Consider the following 21,829-nt stretch of genomic DNA (forward strand, 5'->3'; position numbering starts at 1 on the left):
AAAATTGCACCTAACATGGGGTTCGTGTAAACGGCCACATCTATCAATGTTTATTGATAAACATTGGTGAAATTATTATCAGCAGTTACTTTCTTGCTGATCTGCACCATTGTGTAATGAGTATTCTTCTTTGTAACCAGGCATTTTTCCTTAAATAAATTCAAGGTGAGGAAATAACTTACTTCTTCAATAATCAGTCCTAAAGTTTTAGGCTGAGTCAATTTTACATTAAATACAGGAGATCAGAATCAGTAGTTGTTTTAAAGGTATAGTCTACTGCTTCTTGTTTTGTTTGAAACAGCTTAGTTTTTCCGGCAGGAATTGTACTTTTTATTTCATCGATTGATATTTTTCCCTTAGTAGTGCAAAGATATCCTCGCTCCTAAACAACTTGACTTTGAAATAGCAAAAGAAGTTCCAACCGCAAAAATACCCATCCGCATAGTTATGCAGTATGTTCTTTTATTCCATCAATACTTAATGAATAAATTGCTTTGAAACGATATGGGATTCAATTCAGTACCATAATGTTTGGGTGATTTAAAGAGGATATTGTTTTGTGTTTTAAATTATTGTAGCTGAACTCTTTGCTGTCCTTCCTCTTGGTAAATCCATACACACAAAAATTCTAGGTTTCCACACGGATGAGCACCTAGTGGAGAAGGTTAACCATATTTCATCAATTGATTCATAGCCAGGAGGGTGGGACGTAAGTTTTAATAATGCGATTAAGCCTTAGCGGATGTTACGTCTTGGACCCAAGTTATGCGAAACAATTAGTTTGCTACATGGTTGTTATTGTCTATTTTTTGAATATTTTGCTATATTTTAGAATAAAATGAATGGTGGACAAAGAATGAGTAGCGAAGAAAATGTAATCCTAAAGGAAATGCAAAATTTCCTATCCGTTTTGCGTCAAATAATAGATAATTCTTACACAATTGAATTCAGCCTGAGCCCTAAAGAATGGTTAGATGAGGGAAATGAGGTTGTTTTAATTAGAGGAGCGCTGTTTACTTTAGCAAAAGATGCCTTTGAAAATATTACGTCAATAGACGTTAATAGGCTTATTAAGTTTTGTATTAAAAATTTGCCCAAGTATAACCATATAAAAACCTTTCCTGAGTTTATTGATAACATTGTAGGTGGCGATGATGGAACAGGATATTGTCTTCAGAGCGCTACTAGTTCTCTAAAGGAGCTTCATAATCAAATTGTTGAAGTTTCACAAATAGGTGAACTGTATGTTTTTAATAAAGAAAATTATATAAAAACCAGAGAATATGTGGAACGTTATATTTTAAAATCAGAAGGAAAATTAAATAAAGAGAAACCACTCTCATTTAATAAAAAAACAGTGGATATTCCTTTGCTCCCTCCAGCAGATAATGTAATTGAAAATAATCTAATAATTAGAGAGTTAAAAGCAGATTTAATAAATGCCTGCTACTCATATAAATATGATTATAAATATTTTCCAAAGGAGCATGAAAATTTGGTCGATAGGGTTATACAATTATTTGATGCATTTGATCAAAAGTTTATGAACATAGATAGTATTGATAGCTCCACCGAGACTAATTTTCAGCTAGTTTTACAATCAGCGATACACATCCTTAAAGAAATTTTGGCCGAAAAGGAAAGTGAATTTTTTAATTTAATGACCATTTTTCCAGAATATGGCCAAAATGAGCGATATCGGGAAAACACTGAACCATATTTAATGCTCACAGAATATTTTTTAAATGGTTCTCCAAATAGTGATGAAATATTTAATAAACTTATTTTATCCAATAAAGATCAATTTACATTTAAATATTCGGAAAATGATTATAATTTTTTTAATCAAAATGCCTTTCTCAAAAATCCAAAACATCAGAAGCTGGCAGAAGATCTACTTAAAATCGGAGCAAATGAAAAGTCAAAACCAACTTATTTACTAGCACAGGCGATTATAAATAATAATATTAATGAAGTAATAAATCTTCTAGAGGTGTACACAGTATCAGAACTAGAAACTCCCATAAAAAATGGAGATTTTCATCACTGTTTGCATATAGCGACTGAAGAAGGAAACGAAGTAATTGTTAAATTACTATTAGAAAAAGGCTTTAATGTGAATTTAAAAGATGACAATGCAGGTATGCGAACGCCCTTATCATTTGCAGCTGAAAGAGGTTATTCAGATATAATTAACTTATTAATGGCATATTCGGCTGATATTTATGTTAAAGATAATTTTAACAAAGTCCCTCTTGATTGGGGAAATAGATTTACCGCTCCTAGAAATTAACATTAGATCTTGGGGATGGTTTGATTAGCGAGTAGGATTAATAAAGTAATAGGAAATAAACCTTTAACCAGGGTATACGCTTTAAGTGCAAATATTGGATGTAGCTTAAATTGACAACACACAAGCAATTCAATACGATGTTCTTTATTATTATGGTTTAGTTAATTTTCAAGGATGAAAATGAGTTATAAGGACCAAAATAAATTTTTCTTTCTTTCTGCACTCACTCTTTCTTCGACTGCTTTTAGTGCAAATATTAATTTACCTTCTACACCAAGTGGAAGTTCTTATTTCATACTGCCTGGTATTTATGGTGTTGCCGCTGATTCTTTTTTCTAGTTAATAATTTTAATTCACCTAATGGTACGGGGAGCCTTAATACTTCTGCTGTCAATATGTTAGGACCAGGAACTTTTATTATAAATAGTGGTGTCACAGTAAATCAAAATTTGGGTGGTTTGGCAGGAGTGGGGTCCACAGGGGTTAGAGCTGTAATTTTGGCAAAAGCAGGAGGCAACGCAATTAATTATGGGAACATCATCAGTGCTAATGAAACAACAACTTTAAATTCTTTTGGTTTGCTTGCAAATTCAATTCATAATGGACTTCCAACAGCATCTGCGACTGCCATTAATTATGGAACCATTAGCGTACAAAATATGTCTGCAGATGCTCTAAGTGCAGCAGGAACAAAAACGGTACGAAGTTTTGCGACCAATTATGGCACAATTAATGCGGCAGATCGTCTCACAGGTGTTGCGAGTGATTTTGTGGTAGGAATTTCAGCTCTTGGGAATGGTTTAATCATTAATGAGACAAGTGGTACCGTGAACGCGCGATCAAAAATTGGGAGCCGGGGCTCTTCCGGAATGGTGATTGGTTACGCTCCCACCGGATATACCGGCGAAGGTACGTTTAGTAGCAACAGTCCACAAATGATCAATCGGGGTATTATTAATTCCTATAATGATTCTCATGGCTTGTATTATTGGGGTGACTTTCGAACATTTGGCCTTAATCAAGATAGAATCAACATATTTGATCGAGGTCACGGTGTTTACTTCGATAATGTGGGAGCAGCAGGAGCTGGTAGTGAATTTACAAACTCGGCCACAGGAACAATAACAACCCAGAATATTAATTCCTATGGCGTGTACATGCGCCATCTAAATAATCTTAGAACCGACAATTATGGTATTATTGAAACGTTTGGTACTAAATCACATGGAATAGTTGCTTTTTCTTCTGGCTCTTCAGGGAGTAATTTGCCCAATGGACAAATTACCATCAATGGGACAACTGCGGCAGGAATTTATTATTCGGCCACAGCACTTAGTGATGTGAATCATCAATGGAACTTAGGTACAATTAATATAGCAGGCAGTAATTCTTTTGGTATTGCGACCCCTCAAAGTGTATTTCGAAACGATGGAACGATTAATATTAGTGGTGCCAGCTCCTATGGTATGCTTGCAGGCGGTACTTATAATCTGATAGTCGATAATACGATTCCCAATAACGCCTATTTAGGCGCATTGACTCCCTTATCTTCCGCTCAAGGAGCTATACAAACAGCGAAGAATTATGGTGTTATAAATGCGTATGCTGCATTAACAACTGGGTTAGCCGCTCAAGGAGTAGGAAGTCAAGGTATTAATATCCAGGGGGCAATTATTAATGCTGCAAATACAGGTATTGGTTTGTTGGCTCGCTTAGGAGCTAGTGTCGAAAATGAGGGGCTCATTACGGCCAATGCAAATGGGCTTGGAATGCTAATCGAAGCCAATAGCAGTGGGAGTAATTTAGGTGAAGTAAATGCTTTAAATAGTATTGGTGTTTCTGTGACCAGCGGTCTTTTTACTAATCGTGGAGTAGTGAGGAGTAATTTAGTTGGGATTCTCGGAACTAATGGGACGGTAATTAACAGTTCAGGTTTGCTATCAGCGCCACTGGCAGTGCAATTTATTTCCGGTAATAATCAACTCAATTTATTGAATGGCTCAGTGACTCAAGGGACTCTTTTAATGGGTGCAGGAGCTGATGAGACAACGGTATTTTCTGAAGCAGATATTTCTGGGGTTTCTTTATTTTATGGGGGTACAGGAGCGAGTACTTTAACTTTTGATGGCTATCAAGGTCAAGCGAATACCATTACTTCTTGGCAGAGGGTACAAAGTATTAATGGTGCTCATTTGCAGTTAGAGGGGACTGAGACTCATTCTGCGGATTTATTTTATATCGATAGTCAATCCACTCTTGGATTTTTATCGCAAGCAGGTACATTAATGGGAAATGTGCAAAATGAAGGAACCCTAGATTACAGTAGCGGTAATGGAACAGGCAGTTATGAAATTTTAGGTAATTTGAGTAATTCGGGTCTCGTGAGATTAGCCAATTTTACGAGAACTGCCGGCAACCACTTTAAGGTTGTAGGCAATTATATAGGTGAAAATGGGAGTATTTTTCTAAATACTTATTTAGGCCGAGATAATTCTCCCTCCGATTTACTAATTATTGATGGGGGCAGTGCAACTGGTTCAACCGCTTTGTTTATTAATAATGTTTCAGGCTCGGGAGCATTCACCTTGGGAAATGGAATATTAGTGGTTGAGGCAATCAATGGTTCAACCACAGCGCCAAATGCCTTTTACCAAGGAAATCCTATTGTAGGAGGTCCGTTTGAATATACTCTATATCGTTCAAGCTTGGATTCTAGCGGTCCAGAAAATTGGTATTTACGTAATCTTTGTCCACTTGGAAACCCCGAGTGCTCTCCAGAGCCTCCCGTACCACCTGTGCCTCCAGTTCCCCATTACCCTCCGGTTCATTACCGTTCAGAAATTGGCCTTTACCCAGTTCTTCCTGCGATGACTTTATTATATGGTCAAGCTTTATTAGATACCTTGCATCAACGTGTTGGACTGGGCACAGAGATTAACCGTGTTTGGTCACGAGTCGTTGGATTACATGGGGAACGAGATCGTTTAACAAATAGAGCGCTTCATAGTTCGCACTATGATTATAATTTTACCTTTTTTCAAGCGGGCAGCGATTTATTCGCTTATGAGTCTTCTCATTGGGGACGACATCATATAGGTTTGTATGGTGCCTTTGGACAAGGAACTGGCGATGTAAAACGCCCTTTTTTAACCCTGGGGTCTAATGAATTTAATGCATTTACTGCTGGCGGTTATTGGACAATTTATTCACCGCAGGACGCTTATATCGATACAGTGCTTCAAACTACTTGGTACGAAGAGGCACGCTCTCAATCTTATCGTCTTCCTGAGGTAAATACTCAGGGTATCGGAGTCGGTGTATCTGTTGAAGGAGGATATCCTTTTAAATTTCATCAACAATGGACGCTTGAACCTCAAGTACAGGCTATTTATCAAGCTATTAATTTGGATACGGGTAAGGATATTGGGGCGACTATTCGTTTTAGAAATAATTATGGCGTTGTGGGCCGTCTAGGTCTTTTGGCGACCCATCAGTGGGATTTTGATGAAAATAAAGGAATAAAATCATTGACCGCCTGGCTCAGACCTAATTTTTGGTATCAATTTAAAGGCAATCCACAAGCTCAGTTTTCCTCTGTTTATGGATTTGTGCCTTTTCAGGCTCAATTAGAAGGGGCTACTTTGGAATTAAATTTAGGTACAACAATTAATCTGCAACAAAATCTCGCTGTCTATGCCAATGGAAGCTATGGTACCGGATTAAATTTGCATATGACGAGCTACGATGGGCGATTGGGACTTAAGGTCAGGATGAGTTAGTACTAACATATATTTTTAAAAAGAGGATTTAAAGGTTTATTTGTAACCTCCATTTGGGAAAATAATAAGAGTTAACTCCGGCATTTAAGGTCCGAAAAGTAGAGTATAATTTGATCATTACGTATTATCTATATTCGCTCAATAGGATCTGTTGCATTCAAATGGCGTTATTTTCATAAAGAAGTTATTTGTGCCAACTTTTGCTCAGCAGGATAGATGAGGTTCGGCCGGGATCCTGACGAAAAGGACCATTTCCTGTGTAATTTTGTGCCATTTACTATCTAAATTAAATTTCTCTGCTTTCTAAGATATAGGTGCTATTAATTATTTGGCCTAATTTTTCTTCTGTTTGATTTACAATCGTAAATTCATTCTCTTTCCAAAAATTTAAAGCGTTCACATTTTGTTCTTGCACAATACATCTTAATCTGGTTTTTTGGAGAGAATGCCTAAGGTCTTTAATTAAGCGAGAACCAATACTTTGATTACGATAATTTGGATGAATTAACAAATAGCCAATTGTCCAGATGTCTTTTTCCGGATAATCACGAATTATATCCAAAATACCGATTAAAATATTGTGGTCATAAATACCTAAGACAAACTTATCTTCGCTTATATTCTTTGATGGTGGGCAAGCAGAGAGAATTCCTGCAGCAGAACCTTTTTCTCCTTCACACAATTCGAAAAAATCATCAAATAACTGAATAAAGTTTTGTATCTCATGCAGATTATCCGCAGATAATAATCTAATATCCCATTTTTTTAATTTCGATAAAAATGGAGGGTTTTTCAACTTAATTCTCCACTTTGATTTTCATTTATTATTCTTCTTACAGATGTACGACCAATTCCGAGTCTTCTGCTGATTTCTGATTGGCTTATCCCTTTACTGAACATAGACATTATTTCATCACTCCGTTTTTTTGCAGTTGCTGGACGCCCATGAGATGTACCTTTACTTCTGGCATGAGCAATCCCTGCTTTAACACGCTCCCTTAAAATTTCTCTTTCAAATTCAGCAAAAATTGCTAACAAGCCAGCCATTGCTCGCCCTGTTGCTGTAGTTAAATCGAGTGCTTCAGTTAATGAGATGAAACCAACACCAAGATTATTCAATTCATTCAAAGTATGAAAAAGATCATTAACGGAACGACCCCATCGATCCAATTTCCAAACAATAATTACATCAATTTGTCGACGCTTTGCTTGGTTTATAAGTTCTACTCGTTTTGGCCTCTCTTTAGCTCCTGATCCAATTTCTGTAATTTCACTTTCAATATCCCACTGACGTGCCTGCGCATATTTTTTCATTGCTTCAATTTGCAGATCTAACGTCTGTTGGTCATGTGTTGAAACTCTGGCATAAATTCCTGCTTTCATACCTGGCCAAAAACCTCCTGAAATTTGTCTGTCGAAAACCCTTTAAATATAAGGATCCAAAGTCTTGATTTTTACATGGCCATAAACTACTGTTTTCGGCCGCTGTAAAGATAACCAAAATTTAAAATGACTGCAATACATGAAACCGCCTATCCAAGATTAAAACCAAATCCTACACCGACAGAGCTTGAGAAAAACTTCAAGCCGACGTTCGATGAAATAATGCTGATGGAAAATAGCACCCGCTCAGCATCAGTAATTAATAAGTTAGGTTTTATGGTCATATTGAAATGTTATCAATGTCTAGGTTATGCAATTAATCTGAAAGATGTTCCTGAAGCAATCATCGGTTATGTTTCCAACGCCTTAGGAGGTTCTGATAATCCGGTTCTTACAGGTTATGCACCAAGCTCCAAAAAAAGACATCGAAAAATTATTCTGCAGTTTCTTAACATATCAGATGATGAGCATAAGCAACGGGATTGTATGAAACAAAGTGCATTAAAATCTGCTGTTTTTAAAGAAGGGTTGGTGGATATTATAAATGATATGATTGAAACGCTCGTGAAGGAACGATTTGAGTTGCCTGGTTTTACTACATTAGAACGAATGGCACGAGCCGCCAGAGCTCTTACCAGTACTAAATTATATGAGCGAATCACCGCCAAGCTTGGTGATGAGTCAAAAATATTTCTCGATACATTATTTGATATAGCACTTGCGCCAGATAATGCCGCAACTCGATGGGCTTATTTAAAACAGGAAATGAAAGCGCCTACTACTCAGAATGTTAAAACCTTCATTGAGAATTTAACTCAATTAAAAGATTGGCGCTCTAAAGCCCCAGCTTCTATTAATGAAATTCCTGCTCACCGATTAGAGCAATTGATTGAAGAAGCAACGGCGTTAGATAGCTCAGACATGAAGGACTTAAGACAAGATAAACGTTATGCTTTAGCGATTACCATGCTTCATTTTAAACTAGCAAATGGTCTGGACAGCATCGTAAGCGTTTTGATTCGCTGGATGCGCAAAATGAGACATGAAGCCAGTCAGGAATTAGATGCTTACACATTAACCAAGAAAAATGAAACAGACCGATTAGTTGAAATTCTTTATAACGTGTTATTAGCATCAATGGTCACCGGAACTCACGCAGAAAGATTAGATGCAATTGAAAAAAACTTCCCAGAAGACAAAGAAGGAACTATTACTCAATGTGAGCAATATTTAGCGCATTCAGGAAATAATTATTTGCCTTTTATGGTAAAGCTCTATCAAAATAAGCGGTATGTACTTTTCCAGTTATTGGAACAATTAACATTGTGCTCTGCATCTCAAGATAAATCACTTGAGCAAGCAGCATCCTTTATTATCAAGCATCGTCAGAGCAAGCAAAAAATGATTCCCATAGTTGCCAATGATTTTGATCAGTTAAGTTGGCTCAGTGATAAATGGTTTAATTTTGTTACGAATAATAAACGACATGATGAAATCATGGTGGTCAATAAAAAACACTTTGAAATGGCTGTATTTAATGCATTGGCAGACGAGATCCATTGTGCGGACATGTTTTTGGAAGGTGCTAATCATTATGACGACCCAAATAAACAGCTAATGACATGGGAAGAGTTTTATGCTGGGGTTGATGAGTATTGTGCTTTAATTCAGCAACCAAGTAAGCCTTCTGAGTTTATTAAAAGTTTGCAAGACCGGCATTTTGAAGCAGCGATTCAGACAGATAGTGGTTTCCTGGCAAATGAGTACCTAAGTATTGAAAATGGGGAGCCGATTTTAAAACGTGCAGTGACCAAAAAAGAGGATAAAGCCATTACTGCTTTTGTTGATGAGGTTTCAACACGATTACCCCTCTTAAACATTGTTGATGTCTATAGGGATATTGAAGAATGGTTATCCATCAGCAAATTCTTTAAACCACTTTCAGGCTATGATTCCAAAATCAAAGACTATGGCATGCGTTTTGTTGCCACTACTTTTTCTTATGGCTGTAATGTTGGTCCCGTTCAAACAGAACGTTGTTTACAACAATATAGTCGTAAACAAATTGCATGGGTATTTAATCATCATGTGACTGATTACCGGCTAAGTAAAGCAACAGAGAAGTTGATTAATATTTATAATCAATTCGAATTGCCAAAGTCATGGGGAACTGGCGATAGCAGCTCTGTTGATGGCACATATTGGAATATGTATACCAATAATTTACTGGCAGAACACCATATTCGCTATGGACAGTATGGTGGCATTGGTTATTACCATGTTTCTGACCAATACATTGCCCTATTTAGCAATTTTATCCCTTGCGGTGTCTATGAGGCGACTTATATTTTTGATGGCGTTATTGATAACGAATCTGATATTCAGCCCAAAACAATCCATGGAGACACAGGCGCTCAAAGTGAGGTAGTGTTTGCGTTTGCTTATTTGCTTGCAATTAAATTGATGCCAAGAATTCGCAATTTTAAACATCTAAAATATTACAGACCTGTTACTGCATCAGGTGACTTATTTAAACATATTGATAGCTTATTTACTAATGATAAAATCGATTGGGTGTTGATTGAGGCGCATTACTACGATATGTTGCGGGTAGTGATGTCCATTCAAAATGGTAAAATTAAAGCCTCAACCATTTTGCGCAAACTGTGTATGCAAAGCCGTAAGAATAAGATCTTTCAGGCATTTCGTGAATTAGGACGAGTAATTCGAACAATATTCTTGCTCAATTACATCAATGATATTGAATTACGACGAATTATTCATGCTGCCACATGTAAAAGTGAAGAGTTTAATAACTTCATTGATTGGGTTGCATTCGGGCATGATGGAGCTATTGAAAATAATCTACAGGGGATCCAAAAGAAGATTATTAATTTTGGTCGTTTGGCAGCTAATGCTGTTATTCTGCATGTTGTAGCTAATATGACTAACGTGATTAATGATATGAAAACTGAAGGTTATGAAATTAGCCCTGAAATGCTCAATAGTTTATCGCCATATCACACAGGCCATCTTAATCGATTTGGCTTATTCCCTTTGACGGGAGATAGAGAAAAATTGAGAGTTGAATTTAAGCTGAATTAAAAATAAACAGGAAACGGTCCTTTTCGTCAGGATCCCGGCCGAACCTCTATTTCGTGTTCTTTATAACGAAGTGTTTTAATCACTCTAATCGGCTTTAAGAATAAATCGTCTGAAACGATTTCTATGACATCCCAATTAATGCCTATTGTGGCATCATGATTTTTTTTAAGGTGTTGTAATACGATACTTGCTTGCTCTTTGCTGAGTAGTGGCCTCACATCCAACACATCATCTATAGACCAAACGATGCTGATTTCTTGTATTAAACTATTTGTTCCGGCTGTTGATATATTGCTCATCAAAATCTCCAATTTTTTATTAAACAGTTAATTAGTGGTAACTCCCTGCTTATGCAGGGAGCATTTTCGAAGTCTAATGATAAGAAGAATAATAAAGAGGGGCGCCATCCCAAAGACTTGCATGCGAGAAGGAGTTCATGCGTACTATGCCTTGCGCGTTTGCTCTTTTTCGAAATGGTTCATCAATAAAACAATTAGGTTTGGCTTTTGTTTTTCCGCAAAAAGCATCGTTGCTGTCAGTGACTTTTTCTTGAGCAATTTCTCTGAGTACCACAGTGGAAGTTCCAATTAGCTCAATGACCTGATAAAAGTCAATGTTAGTTTGCTCGTAACCCCAAGAAGCATAGAGAATGGAACCGATTTGAAGAGGGTGTTTAATCATGATTTATTCCTTATTTTATCTATTATGTTCCTAAGTGAACATCTATAGTATGGCAGACCATAACAAAACAGTCAATATAATAGATGTTTTTAATTTATCTATTTTATGGATTTTATTTGTTGACAAATTTGGTTCTTGTAAATAAACTAAGTAGTGTCATTAGGACAATAAAAGAAAACGAGGTAATTATGATTCATCTAAATCAAACCAATGCACCACTTGAGCTGGCCTTTTCTTTAAACGATTTATTGAGAGCGTTAATGCTTACATCTTCATCTACCAGAAATCAGGATATTTCTTATTCTTACTGGAATAGGTTGTCCATTAAAGAAGCCATCGGCACTTATTTGGAATTAAATACTCTTGTTCATTACCCCCAGCTGTGCAATGCACTAAGGCGGTTGGAGCGTTTAGATTATCAGGTAGAACTTTCTCTGGGGGATATTCCTGAGATGAATCAGCAGGGTATTGAGTCGATGATCTATTCTTTAGAGACAATAAAAAATAAATTATTGGGTGCACGAACTCAAAAAGCCACTCTTGATGCTCAATTCAATAAGCTCGTTTACCTGTACGGACAAAATACAACAGTGCCTGTATTGCGTGCTTTTAAACCTTATTATTATTTGCGAAGAACAAATTACTATAACCAGTACACTACACGTGCCAGAAAAATAAATATTTCCGGTGTTCCTTATTTCATGCATTATCATGGCCACCGATTACAAAAACTAAAAAACCTTCATGAATTAAATGAACACCATTTATTAAGTCACTATTTTGATGCGACAAAACAGGATACAACAGCAATAACCCCAACAATGAGAACTTATTTGTTGGGAGGATTCATCAATACATCCGTGTTTGCGTTTCGTTCTAAATACGATTACAAACAAGCTGGTAAAAAATATTACATCGATTTGGCAACAAACAAAACGTACACGCGACTAAATGATGCAAAAGATTGTGCATTTCAATACTGCAACAGTTCATCACTTATTTTATTAGAGGCTTATTAATGAAAAAATTATTGCGATTCGAAGTGAAACAAAATTTGCGTAGACCCTCAAGGGTTTACGTCAAATCAACGGATGGGAAGAACATTTATGGTTCTTTTCATATGAATGAGCCGGATTTATTTGATGGTTGGGATAATCTTTCAATTAATCAAACGATTGAGTTAAAACAGTTCATGCAGAATCTTAAGGCCATTCATCAGCACTTGCATCCTTCACCAACAAGCACGTTGCTCGATTTGCGCTTTCGATTGCCTTATGAATTTATCGATGTTTTGGAGCAGATTGAAATTATTTGTGACGAACAAAAAGTGGAGTTAAACATCTTTGAACCCATGGTTAGTAGTATGATACAGCAAATTAAAGTTGTAGTAGGGAAGCTTTCAGGTTCCAGCAAAGAACAAGCGTTAACGTTACTGAATCGGGTAAATCTTGCCGAATATAAAAAGCAGGATTTTAGCAATCAAATAAAATCTATTTTTTCAGAATTACAAGCCGTTGTTAATCGTTCTGAAAAATTGCACCACAAAGCGAAGACTTTATTTGATAAGGATAAAAGCTATTCTCCTATGGCTATTAAAGGCATGGCTGGTGGAGAAACAACGCCATCAAAATGGCTAGTAGCTTGTGCTGTTGAAGTATTGCTCGATGAAAAAAACGATATGCTTTTTAAGATTCTCACCGAGGATGATGTGTTTATGCTATGGGCTAAACAATTGCTCGATCAAGAGCATAGTCCTGAGAGCATCATGCATAAAATAGATACGCTCAATAAAAATGAGTTAATTAATAAGATTAAATGCTATAAAAAATCAATATGATAAAATAGTAACCATTTGCATAGATAATTTTTACAAGAGAGGTATTGATAGTGTTCTTAACATTTACAAACGTCTTTATCATTTTGCTAGGCCTTGTGCTTACGTGGTGCATTCTATTTTCTATTTTCAATGAAAAATCATCGCAGCGTTTGGGTATAAAGCTAGGGATCTTGGTATTGTTCCTATCTCCATTCATCGCTAAATTAAGTTATGATTTTTATGCGACTGCTTCGCGTCAATTGTTTCTTATGGGTGCCAATGGTGAAATTCAATTAGCGTATTCACCATTAAAAGTGCCAAAGAACCAAAATAACCATTATTGCGATCGCTTTACAGACAGCAAAGGTAATTTATTAAACCGCTCTACAGTAGGTGATAAGCATCTATTTTGTGGTGTTTTTTGGAATATGGGGGAACATGATGTGGTGTTTTTGCCTTACAAACTTTTGGACAATAATAAAGCCATCTATTGGGCTTCACCAGAACTAAAAATTATCGGCCCAATGCCTCCTGAACTCCTTTTAATAAAAAACAAAGAAAAAAATACCCATTCTATTTCATCAGTAAAACCCAATAGAATTTATGTTGAAGCAGGTAAAACGGCGCATATTATAGTAACAAAACAATTTAAGCTTCCATCTGATACGGCTCATAAGGAAAAAACAGTTTTATCTGGGACAGTGTTATCAGGAGTTACTCTAAAACCGTTTTACGCTTCAGAAAAACAAAGCCAAAGACGTTTTAAATTATTTATTGGAAACACAACATGTATCGCATCGTCAGATACACATATTAGACCTGATTACGATACAGCAACTGCTATGGCTAAAATTATCAGCTTAAATTGTTCTAATGATGAGGAACATGCGATTCCTATAGAAGCAATAGCGACCATTTCTGGAAGAACACTATACCCTAAAGAATAAACGATGAGCTAAAGCACTCACACCATGATCAAAAAAGGGAACTGTTATAATGCGCATAAATCTAAAAACACCAATATACTACTTATCGTTTTTACTGTTGGTTTTGTCTTATTTGTCGCTTTCTTTTGAAACCGCTTTAAAATCAGGGGTATTTTCCTCTTATAGCGATTTATTTACCCCAATAACCCATATTTTTTACTGGCCAAGGTTTGCTTTGCTTCTAGCGCCTGCTCTTGTTTTGATTATTTTTACTTCTGTTAAAATGAAGAATTATGAGTTTATTTTAAAAGGGTTTTTCCTTTTTACAGCACCAGTTATTATAAGTAACAATATCAGTTTATTTTCAGCCCCTAATGTAATTCCCCATCTAAATCAGCCTCAACAATTCATACAGCTTTATTATTATGCCTCATGGATCAAATCAATAACTTGGATGGGGATTATTCTACTAGGCTTGATTTGGACTTTTCAAAAGGAACCACAGCCGACAGGAGCACAAGCCCATTAAGATATAGCGGATTCATTATCATTGCTATGGATCGGGCAGATTATTTATTACTCAACAAGTAATACAGTCTGGTTTTTCTCTGTTCCCAGCCTGTCTATAATGGCTGTTTTTATTGAAACACCTAATTTATCCGCTTCAATTCGCAGTTCTTTGTAGCCTTCATAACTATGTAACGCATCAAACATAAGCCAATGCTCATCCATTAATACACAGTTTCGCTGTTCTTCATTCATTTTTACCCCTTAACTGACACCATATTAATTATACGGTAATTACGTCTAACATTAGCAAGAACTCACATAATTGTTTTGATTGGTAAATGATTATTATCAACGATCCATGTGACATCATAAGAATTCAGTTTAATTTTTTGTACTTTCATATATATGTTCCAACGTTATCTAAAAATAAGACATAATTTCGACGTTGTACACGTTGGACGGAAATATCCTTAGGTCTGATTATCAGGATAATCAGATAATTTATATATTAATCAAGTGGTTACGTTATTGATTTTTTTAAAACTTCAGTGCCACTTAAGCATCAACAGGACTTACGAAAAACCCCACCTATTAGGCCAATAGATCAAAGAAAAACAAGAGAATTCTCAAGGAGAGGATGTCGAAAAGATCATTTGCAATGTAGTTTTATTTATCTAAGATGGCGTATATTTTTTCCGACAGAGCGCAGCCATAGCCCGCCCAAGAAAGTCATTTGGCCGATTAGAATATTGCCAATATTTGCTAAGTAGCCAAGTCAATTATACGCTCACCAATTATGCGGAGCATGTATCTGATGTAAGCCATGATTTGGTAAAATTGTACCTAGAAAGAGAGCGATTAACAGCCAGTGACGTTTGGTTACAAGTTAAGGCTGAGCTTGTGGCAAGTGAGGAAGGATTTATTGTATTCGATGATACGGTTCTAGATAAAAGCCATTCCCGCCATATCGAATCAGTACGTTGGCAGTACAGTGGTAATGCCCATGGCGTTATTCGCGGAATAGGACTGGTTAACTGCATCTACGTTAACCCACAGACCGAGCAATTTTGGGTTATCGATTTTAGAATTTTTGACCCGGAAAAAGACGGGAAAGGTAAAGCAGACCATGTGAAAGACATGCTTAATAATATTGTTTACCACAAGAAATTACCGTTTAAAACGGTGTTAATGGATACCTGGTATGCTACCAGCACGCTGATGTTGTTTATCAATGATCATAACAAAATATTCTATTGCCCCATGAGAAAAAATCGATTAGCTAAACTCAAGGGGTCTGATGAAACCTACCAGCCATTGCGTAGCTTTGAATGGAGCGAAGATGAATTAAGACACGGCAAGCTCATTAGGCTTAAAGGGATGCCTGAGCATTTACAGATGAAGTTGTTTTCTGTTGCTATTTCTTCTAATAGAACAGATCTTATTGCTACTAATGATACGTCACAAACTTGCGCTAATGACACGAAGAAAATTTGTGCCATACGATGGTATGTGGAACAATTTCATCGCGAAGTGAAGCAGCTTACTGGTATTGATAAATGTCAGTGCCGCAAGCAACGCATACAACGAAATCACATCGCCTGCGCTATTTATGTCTGGGTTAATTTGAAAAAAATTGCTTACCAAACGGCACAAACTGTCTATCAAATAAAAAAAAACCTCTTAAAAAATTATCTTATCAATGAACTAAAAAATCCTTCTGTTTTAATGAGTTTTTCGTAAGTCCTGATCAAATGAAAATAGCGGCTAATTTTTTGGTTGCTGATTTTGAACGATAATTTATGGATCTTTTGACTTTAACTCCCTTACTTCTTCTACCAGAGAAGCAATTTGATTTATAAAAAGAGGATGTGCCAGTATAATCCAATCACTAATGATGAGTGGATTATTCATAGAGGCTTTCCAAAGGTTTTATCCTCAATCTTTGGTTATTCTTTTTCTTCCTCATCTAATAACATTTCATTCAAATCAAATTCAACACCATTCAGAAATGATTCAATTCGATTGAATAATGTTTTATTTATTGAAGTTAAATGCTGGGGGTTATTTCTTATATCTTCAGCTATAGAATCCAGAAAATTATCTATAGTAGGCATCTTGATTTTCTTCCATTTTCGAAAGGAATACATGCCCATCAGGCTGAACAGTATCAGGAATAATAATTTGATATCTATCTGTTAAAGTAGATTCAATGTGTAATAGGTTGGCCACAATTTCTCTCCTAAATACCTCATATAATATATCGCAATGCAAATGCATTACCAAGTCAAGATCGGGTTTATAATAGATCAATAGGTGGCGGCTTCTTATGCCCTATCCTCTGTCGCAACTTGTTTTATGTAACGCGTTAATAACAGCGGTAGGGTTGCTTGCAATAACAGTTAAATAAGCTCTTGCAGATGATTCCGGCGTTCGTTCACCCCGCTCCCATTTTTCTAATGTTCGAACACTGAACCCGAATTCTTCACAAAATTTTTGTCGGCTCATATGCATTTTCTTTCTAATAGCCATAACATCTACTTGAGTAGGAACCAGCACTTCATGTGTAACTGCGCCTTCCTGATTACCTTTGGCATACTCAAGAGCTTCTTGGGCGCCGCGAATTAAACTTTCACCTAAATCACTCATGTTCAACCTCCCCATAAACCTTAACAATAGATTTAATAATGGTTTTTAATATGCTCTTCTCGCTTTCGGAAATATTTTCCTTCTTGCTCTTTCCGTAGGCAGTAAATAAAAAAATGGGTATTTTTTGGTTATGATAATAGTATATAACTCGAGCACCACCACTCTTACCCTGATTACTATCAGTTGTCCAACGAATCTTCCTTGCCCCACCAGTGCCGGGGATGAGATCTCCTTCCGTAGGATTTTGAGCAATATGACTTACAAAGTCCTCTCTGCTTTTCTTATCCATACAAGATTCTGCTTGCTTTAAATATTCAGCCGTTTCAACCACAACTTGTAATTTTTTTATTATTTTCATAATGACATTATGACCCCAAAGGGGTTATTTGTCAACCCTAATGGGGTTGTTCCTGAAAGTATATGCTTATTAATTAGAGACTAACCATGACATGTTTATATAAGTATATTGAATGTTAATTGAATAATTAAAACTAGCCATATCTCCTGCTATAATCAACTGAATTAATTGTGAAAGGATATACAATGGAAAGCCAAATAAACATTGAATATATTTATGATAAAAATATAAATATACTCCTTGGTGCGGGAGCCTCTTATGGCTTATTCCCAACCTTGGAATTAATGTTAGAAGGCGAGAATGGTAACCGATTCACTATCGAAACTTTAGCGGAAAAATTTGAAAGCCAAAATCAACCTAAACTAAAAACTTTACTATTTATGTATTATTTTAAATCATGTATAAAACCTGTTTTAGAATTTTGTATACATAATTTAGAGACTTCCAAACAAAATGTAATACTGCAATATAGTAATTTTATCCATACGATTTTAAGTATTTTATATAAACGCACATCGCCTAAACGAAGATGTAATATTTTTACAACAAACTATGATGGATGTATAGCTCTTTCATCGGAAGAAATATTAAAACAAGGGCAACGCGATTTTATCTTAAATGATGGAACAAGAGGGTTTAGAAAAAAATATTTACAAGCCAAAAACTTTAATACATTTTTATGCCAGACAGGAATTTTTGAGAAAAATTATATCGATGTACCTCAAATAAATCTAATTCATCTACATGGTTCGGCTTATTGGCAGAAAGAAGATGATCGCATAATTGTCGATTATCAATCATCAGGTAAATTTTCAGAAATAGGCCAAATTGTTACTCAAATGAGTCCTCTATTAGATCAATTCACAGACATAATTTCTTCTGATAAATCAGAATTTTCATCTTTAAACTCTATGCGCTTAGATGATTTAAGTTATGATTTGGAACAACAGTTCTGGCAGGAATACAAAAAAATACCTATTGTTAATCCTGAAAAGTGGAAGTTTCATGAAACGGTATTTGAGGAACATTATTATCAAATGCTCAGGGCTTTAAGTTATGAACTTGAAAAGGATCATACCATACTTATCTCATTTGGTTTTTCTTTTGCTGATGAACATATACTTAATTTGATTAAACGTTCTTTATCAAATCATCTACTGCAGTTATTCGTTTGCTGTTTTAATGATCAAGAAAAAAAGAATCTGGAAAAAAAGTTTCTTGGATATAAGAACATACAATTTATTTCCTGCAAGGAAAATTTAAATTTTGAAATATTTAATACCAATGTTTTCACTTTGGAACCCAATAACCCAGAGAGACAATAATGACCATTTTAGTAGGTGAGGTTATAGCGGTGCACGGTATAAAAATAATTTTAAAAATTTTCGATGAATCAAGTAAAGATACTATATTTTATAAAGGGAATAAGTTTAAAGGTGTATCTATTCGAGAACATTTAATTATTCAAAGGGGGTTTATAAATATTGCCTGTATTGTTGAAGGGGAATTTCTTGACGAATCTAGATTTGAGGCAGAGAGCAACAAAATCACATATATAAGAAAGGTAGAAGTTAAACCTATTGGTTACTTTAAAAAAGATATTTTTACCGAAGGAATTAAATTTTTACCCATGATTAAAGATCCGGTGTTTCTTATTTCTGAAGAAGAAATATCTAAAATCTATCATAATGACATGGCAAATCATGATCTTGTTATTGGCAAAATGTTAAAAGAAAATATACCTGTCTATCTTCAATGGGAAAAACTGTTCAACACACATATTGGTATATTTGGAAATACCGGAAGTGGTAAGTCGAATACTTTAGCAAAGTTATATACAACTTTATTTAATTCAAAATTAAATGAAATTAAAAATAAAAGCCAATTCATATTAATCGATTTCAATGGTGAATATACGAATGATCAGCTGGTCCAAGAAAAAGACAAAACCGTTTACCATTTAAATACTCGAGGAACTGGAAGGGAAAAAAATAAATTTCCCATTAGTCCAGAGAATTTATTGGATTCAGAAGTATTAGGCTTATTATTTAAAGCAACCTCAAATACGCAAAAGCCTTTCCTAGATAGATTAGTTAATTCTTGGAAAAAATATTATGACGAAGACACTAATAGTAATCTTCTCGCCTATATAAAATACACCTTTAAAAAATCATTTTCCGCATCATCCCAAAAAAAGGAAGTTAAAGATTTACTTCTCACTGCAATGGTAAATATTAATAATAAGGATATGGAAGAGTTTCTAAATAAAATATCGTGGCACTCTACTCAGGAACATTTTATTACTGATAGTAACCAACACTTCAATGGTAGTGAAGAGTCTTATAAACTAATAATGAAGGCCAATGTTGATAAAATAACGATTGAAAATATTGATTTTTTTAAAGAGCTAATTATTCGTGTTCATTTACAGTTAACTAATGATTTAACTTCAAGTCATTTTCAATTTGAGCACATACAACCATTATTAAAAAGAATAGAATCTACAGTAAAAGACTTGGAAAAAACTTTATCTGTTTCTTCGAAAAAGCATAATACTCACTTTTTGAAAATCATATCATTAAGAAAATGCAATCAAGATATTAAAAAAATTATTCCTCTACTTTTAGCTAAATACTATTATGAATCTCATAAAAAAACTGTTAACAGCCCACCGGAAAAGACTTTACATTTAATCATTGATGAAGCCCATAATGTCTTATCTCTGCAGTCAACACGTGAACAAGAAAGCTGGAAAGATTATCGTTTGGAATTATTTGAAGAAATAATTAAAGAAGGACGTAAATTTGGTGTTTTTTTGACATTATCAAGCCAACGACCCGCCGATATTTCCGCAACAATAATGTCTCAGATTCATAATTTTTTTATACATCGCCTCGTAAATGATAAAGATTTATTTTTACTAGATAATACTATAAGCACGTTAGATACATTATCAAAAGGTATGATCCCAAACTTAGCAAAAGGCTGCTGTATAATAACAGGTACATCTTTTAATCTGCCACTCGTAGTCCAAGTAGACAAATTGGAAAGACAGCATCAACCAGATAGTGAAGATGTTAACTTAGCTGAAATATGGCGATAAAATTCGTCATATTTCATAATTATGTAAAGTGAATTTTTAGTAGGGCATTCACTTTATGCAAAAAGATCTTCAATTGTTGACTGCATTTCTTCTTGGCTGGGCTTGGCGTATCGAAAAATTTCTTTAATAGAAACGTTCCCACTCAACTCTTGCGCAAAATGCACTCCATGCTTGTCGGTCACTTTCTTTAAAAAAGTATGTCGAAGTTTATGGGGTGTAAATTCAAATCGCTCATTTTCGGGTAAAAGTGCAAGCACTTGTTTTAAAACACGCTGACATATTCGAAAAATATTCCGTGTATTAATACGATTCCCTGCCCTATTTATAAATAAGGGTTCGTTAGGCTCTGAAACTCGGCTCTTTAAATAATTATCCAAATGTTCTCTGGCTTCTTGCGGTAACGCAATTTTAGTAGTCACCCGTTTACTTTTATGTCGAACAACAGAATGAAACCCTTTTGAATGATACTGGTGTATATTTAATGAGACCAATTCAGATTCCCGCAAGCCAGTTCCTAACAATACATAAAAGACTGCCGTCTCCAGTAATGCATTTTGATTTTTTCGAGTACACATTTTGGCACGCTGCTCACAGGCTGCTTTTAAACGCATAAGCTGTTTCGAACTTAAACCATTCCATTCTGGCGCATCGGTTTGTAAATCCTTAACCCCAGATAACGGATCACCAGCTATTAAGGGTCTTTGTTGGTAAAGCCATCGGCCTGCATGACGAATGGTTGCCATGGTTCGATTTATGGAAGTCGCCTTGTATCCTTTACCGGTTTTCTCAGAAATGGTATTACACAAGGAGCGTTGAAATTGTTTGCTGACTGCTGGTGTCCAATTGTCCACCTGGTCATGCCCTACTTCGACCTGGAAAAAATTTAAAAATTTAGATAAGTCTTTTTGTTTCGCCTGAACTGTTTTTTCAGGTGCGCCTTTGACATGAACCTGAAAATAAAATGACAACCAGGCCGACAAAGAATTGGTATCAAAATGAACATCCAAGGGATGAAAAACCTTATCTACCCCAAACTTTCGATTTTTGTCATTTTGGTCATCCAGGAAATTCAAGGCCTTCTCCATGAGTGTTTTTTCAATAATACCCTATTTGGGGTAGATAAGGTACGTTATCTACCCCAAATATTAACACATCCTACACCAACTTAAATCTCCCCTGTTTTTATAAATTTTTCTGGGATAAAAACTCAGCGCGCCTTATAATGGTGT

The 21,829-nt window shown here is 35.5% G+C and carries 21 protein-coding genes; 11 read left to right on the top strand and 10 right to left on the bottom strand.

Going from position 1 to position 21,829, the window contains the following annotated elements; translation table 11 throughout:
* The first annotated feature begins 856 nt into the window (after positions 1-856).
* The 3 genes from BN3124_RS04730 (at position 857) to BN3124_RS04735 (ending at position 6,072) form a co-directional block, all read left to right on the top strand.
* Positions 857-2,293, top strand: a complete 1,437-nt coding sequence (locus BN3124_RS04730) for an ankyrin repeat domain-containing protein (RefSeq protein WP_058533725.1) — start codon at positions 857-859, stop codon at positions 2,291-2,293.
* A gap of 180 nt (positions 2,294-2,473) precedes the next feature.
* Positions 2,474-2,632 carry a hypothetical protein gene (locus BN3124_RS17075; protein ID WP_155522663.1) on the top strand — a complete coding sequence of 53 codons (159 nt, stop codon included), beginning with the start codon at positions 2,474-2,476 and terminating at the stop codon, positions 2,630-2,632.
* A gap of 56 nt (positions 2,633-2,688) precedes the next feature.
* Entirely contained in the window at positions 2,689-6,072 is a 3,384-nt protein-coding gene (locus BN3124_RS04735) for an autotransporter domain-containing protein (RefSeq protein ID WP_058533726.1), read from the top strand.
* A gap of 286 nt (positions 6,073-6,358) precedes the next feature.
* Here BN3124_RS04735 and BN3124_RS04740 read toward each other — a convergent pair whose 3' ends face one another.
* Entirely contained in the window at positions 6,359-6,868 is a 510-nt protein-coding gene (locus BN3124_RS04740) for a GNAT family N-acetyltransferase (RefSeq protein WP_058533727.1), read from the bottom strand.
* Complete coding sequence (locus tag BN3124_RS04745) at positions 6,865-7,455, bottom strand: recombinase family protein (RefSeq protein WP_058533728.1); 591 nt, start codon at positions 7,453-7,455, stop codon at positions 6,865-6,867. The genes BN3124_RS04740 and BN3124_RS04745 overlap by 4 nt, the downstream gene beginning before the upstream one ends.
* 126 nt (positions 7,456-7,581) lie before the next feature.
* Here BN3124_RS04745 and BN3124_RS04750 point away from each other — a divergent pair, with 126 nt between their 5' ends.
* Positions 7,582-10,560, top strand: a complete 2,979-nt coding sequence (locus BN3124_RS04750) for a Tn3 family transposase (RefSeq protein ID WP_058533729.1) — start codon at positions 7,582-7,584, stop codon at positions 10,558-10,560.
* A gap of 26 nt (positions 10,561-10,586) precedes the next feature.
* Here BN3124_RS04750 and BN3124_RS04755 read toward each other — a convergent pair whose 3' ends face one another.
* Entirely contained in the window at positions 10,587-10,859 is a 273-nt protein-coding gene (locus BN3124_RS04755; RefSeq protein WP_058533730.1) for a hypothetical protein, read from the bottom strand.
* Positions 10,860-10,932: 73 nt separating this feature from the next.
* Positions 10,933-11,241, bottom strand: coding sequence for a hypothetical protein (locus tag BN3124_RS04760; RefSeq protein ID WP_058478562.1), 309 nt, complete (start codon positions 11,239-11,241; stop codon positions 10,933-10,935).
* Positions 11,242-11,429: 188 nt separating this feature from the next.
* Between BN3124_RS04760 and BN3124_RS04765 the strand changes: the two genes are divergently transcribed.
* From BN3124_RS04765 to BN3124_RS04780, 4 genes are read left to right on the top strand one after another with little or no spacing between them, the layout of a single operon-like run.
* Complete coding sequence (locus BN3124_RS04765) at positions 11,430-12,260, top strand: hypothetical protein (protein WP_058478563.1); 831 nt, start codon at positions 11,430-11,432, stop codon at positions 12,258-12,260.
* Positions 12,260-13,078, top strand: coding sequence for a hypothetical protein (locus tag BN3124_RS04770; protein ID WP_058478564.1), 819 nt, complete (start codon positions 12,260-12,262; stop codon positions 13,076-13,078). The genes BN3124_RS04765 and BN3124_RS04770 overlap by 1 nt, the downstream gene beginning before the upstream one ends.
* Positions 13,079-13,128: 50 nt before the next feature.
* A complete protein-coding gene (locus BN3124_RS04775; RefSeq protein ID WP_058478565.1) occupies positions 13,129-14,004 on the top strand; it encodes a hypothetical protein in 876 nt (291 codons plus the stop codon).
* A gap of 49 nt (positions 14,005-14,053) precedes the next feature.
* Entirely contained in the window at positions 14,054-14,512 is a 459-nt protein-coding gene (locus tag BN3124_RS04780; protein WP_058478566.1) for a hypothetical protein, read from the top strand.
* Between the two features lie 47 nt (positions 14,513-14,559).
* Here the strand turns inward: BN3124_RS04780 and BN3124_RS04785 are convergent, their stop codons facing one another.
* Complete coding sequence (locus BN3124_RS04785) at positions 14,560-14,745, bottom strand: hypothetical protein (protein WP_058478567.1); 186 nt, start codon at positions 14,743-14,745, stop codon at positions 14,560-14,562.
* Positions 14,746-15,204: 459 nt separating this feature from the next.
* On the opposite strand from BN3124_RS04785, the gene BN3124_RS04790 reads away from it, so the two are divergent.
* Positions 15,205-16,233 (top strand): IS701 family transposase, encoded by a 1,029-nt coding sequence (locus BN3124_RS04790; protein WP_058478568.1) that lies wholly within the window; start codon positions 15,205-15,207, stop codon positions 16,231-16,233.
* A gap of 206 nt (positions 16,234-16,439) precedes the next feature.
* Here the strand turns inward: BN3124_RS04790 and BN3124_RS17290 are convergent, their stop codons facing one another.
* The 4 genes from BN3124_RS17290 to BN3124_RS04800 all read right to left on the bottom strand — a co-directional run bounded on the left by BN3124_RS17290 (position 16,440) and on the right by BN3124_RS04800 (position 17,497).
* Complete coding sequence (locus BN3124_RS17290; protein WP_230849074.1) at positions 16,440-16,607, bottom strand: type II toxin-antitoxin system PrlF family antitoxin; 168 nt, start codon at positions 16,605-16,607, stop codon at positions 16,440-16,442.
* Entirely contained in the window at positions 16,591-16,722 is a 132-nt protein-coding gene (locus BN3124_RS17450) for an AbrB/MazE/SpoVT family DNA-binding domain-containing protein (RefSeq protein ID WP_261341902.1), read from the bottom strand. The genes BN3124_RS17290 and BN3124_RS17450 overlap by 17 nt, the downstream gene beginning before the upstream one ends.
* Before the next feature lie 102 nt (positions 16,723-16,824).
* The gene (locus BN3124_RS04795) at positions 16,825-17,139 is read right to left on the bottom strand and encodes a helix-turn-helix domain-containing protein (RefSeq protein ID WP_058478569.1); all 315 of its coding nucleotides are present in this window, start codon (positions 17,137-17,139) and stop codon (positions 16,825-16,827) included.
* Entirely contained in the window at positions 17,132-17,497 is a 366-nt protein-coding gene (locus BN3124_RS04800; protein ID WP_058478570.1) for a type II toxin-antitoxin system RelE/ParE family toxin, read from the bottom strand. The genes BN3124_RS04795 and BN3124_RS04800 overlap by 8 nt, the downstream gene beginning before the upstream one ends.
* A gap of 185 nt (positions 17,498-17,682) precedes the next feature.
* Here BN3124_RS04800 and BN3124_RS04805 point away from each other — a divergent pair, with 185 nt between their 5' ends.
* Both BN3124_RS04805 and BN3124_RS04810 read left to right on the top strand, forming a co-directional pair.
* Entirely contained in the window at positions 17,683-18,822 is a 1,140-nt protein-coding gene (locus BN3124_RS04805; RefSeq protein WP_058478571.1) for an SIR2 family protein, read from the top strand.
* Positions 18,822-20,600: an ATP-binding protein gene (locus BN3124_RS04810; RefSeq protein ID WP_058478572.1), complete on the top strand. Its 1,779-nt coding sequence runs from the start codon at positions 18,822-18,824 to the stop codon at positions 20,598-20,600. The genes BN3124_RS04805 and BN3124_RS04810 overlap by 1 nt, the downstream gene beginning before the upstream one ends.
* Before the next feature lie 53 nt (positions 20,601-20,653).
* On the opposite strand, the gene BN3124_RS04815 is transcribed toward BN3124_RS04810, so the two are convergent.
* The gene (locus tag BN3124_RS04815; RefSeq protein WP_058478648.1) at positions 20,654-21,673 is read right to left on the bottom strand and encodes a tyrosine-type recombinase/integrase; all 1,020 of its coding nucleotides are present in this window, start codon (positions 21,671-21,673) and stop codon (positions 20,654-20,656) included.
* Between the last annotated feature and the right edge of the window lie 156 nt (positions 21,674-21,829).

Source organism: Legionella saoudiensis (assembly GCF_001465875.1).
Lineage (GTDB): Bacteria > Pseudomonadota > Gammaproteobacteria > Legionellales > Legionellaceae > Legionella > Legionella saoudiensis.

Coding starts and splice junctions, on each gene's coding strand:
- BN3124_RS04730 (WP_058533725.1), top strand. CDS start 857: ATGAGTAGCGAAGAAAATGTAATCCTAAAGGAAATGCAAAATTTCCTA.
- BN3124_RS17075 (WP_155522663.1), top strand. CDS start 2,474: ATGAGTTATAAGGACCAAAATAAATTTTTCTTTCTTTCTGCACTCACT.
- BN3124_RS04735 (WP_058533726.1), top strand. CDS start 2,689: ATGTTAGGACCAGGAACTTTTATTATAAATAGTGGTGTCACAGTAAAT.
- BN3124_RS04745 (WP_058533728.1), bottom strand. CDS start 7,455: ATGAAAGCAGGAATTTATGCCAGAGTTTCAACACATGACCAACAGACG.
- BN3124_RS04750 (WP_058533729.1), top strand. CDS start 7,582: ATGACTGCAATACATGAAACCGCCTATCCAAGATTAAAACCAAATCCT.
- BN3124_RS04755 (WP_058533730.1), bottom strand. CDS start 10,859: ATGAGCAATATATCAACAGCCGGAACAAATAGTTTAATACAAGAAATC.
- BN3124_RS04760 (WP_058478562.1), bottom strand. CDS start 11,241: ATGATTAAACACCCTCTTCAAATCGGTTCCATTCTCTATGCTTCTTGG.
- BN3124_RS04765 (WP_058478563.1), top strand. CDS start 11,430: ATGATTCATCTAAATCAAACCAATGCACCACTTGAGCTGGCCTTTTCT.
- BN3124_RS04770 (WP_058478564.1), top strand. CDS start 12,260: ATGAAAAAATTATTGCGATTCGAAGTGAAACAAAATTTGCGTAGACCC.
- BN3124_RS04780 (WP_058478566.1), top strand. CDS start 14,054: ATGCGCATAAATCTAAAAACACCAATATACTACTTATCGTTTTTACTG.
- BN3124_RS04785 (WP_058478567.1), bottom strand. CDS start 14,745: ATGAATGAAGAACAGCGAAACTGTGTATTAATGGATGAGCATTGGCTT.
- BN3124_RS17290 (WP_230849074.1), bottom strand. CDS start 16,607: ATGCCTACTATAGATAATTTTCTGGATTCTATAGCTGAAGATATAAGA.
- BN3124_RS04795 (WP_058478569.1), bottom strand. CDS start 17,139: ATGAGTGATTTAGGTGAAAGTTTAATTCGCGGCGCCCAAGAAGCTCTT.
- BN3124_RS04800 (WP_058478570.1), bottom strand. CDS start 17,497: ATGAAAATAATAAAAAAATTACAAGTTGTGGTTGAAACGGCTGAATAT.
- BN3124_RS04805 (WP_058478571.1), top strand. CDS start 17,683: ATGGAAAGCCAAATAAACATTGAATATATTTATGATAAAAATATAAAT.
- BN3124_RS04810 (WP_058478572.1), top strand. CDS start 18,822: ATGACCATTTTAGTAGGTGAGGTTATAGCGGTGCACGGTATAAAAATA.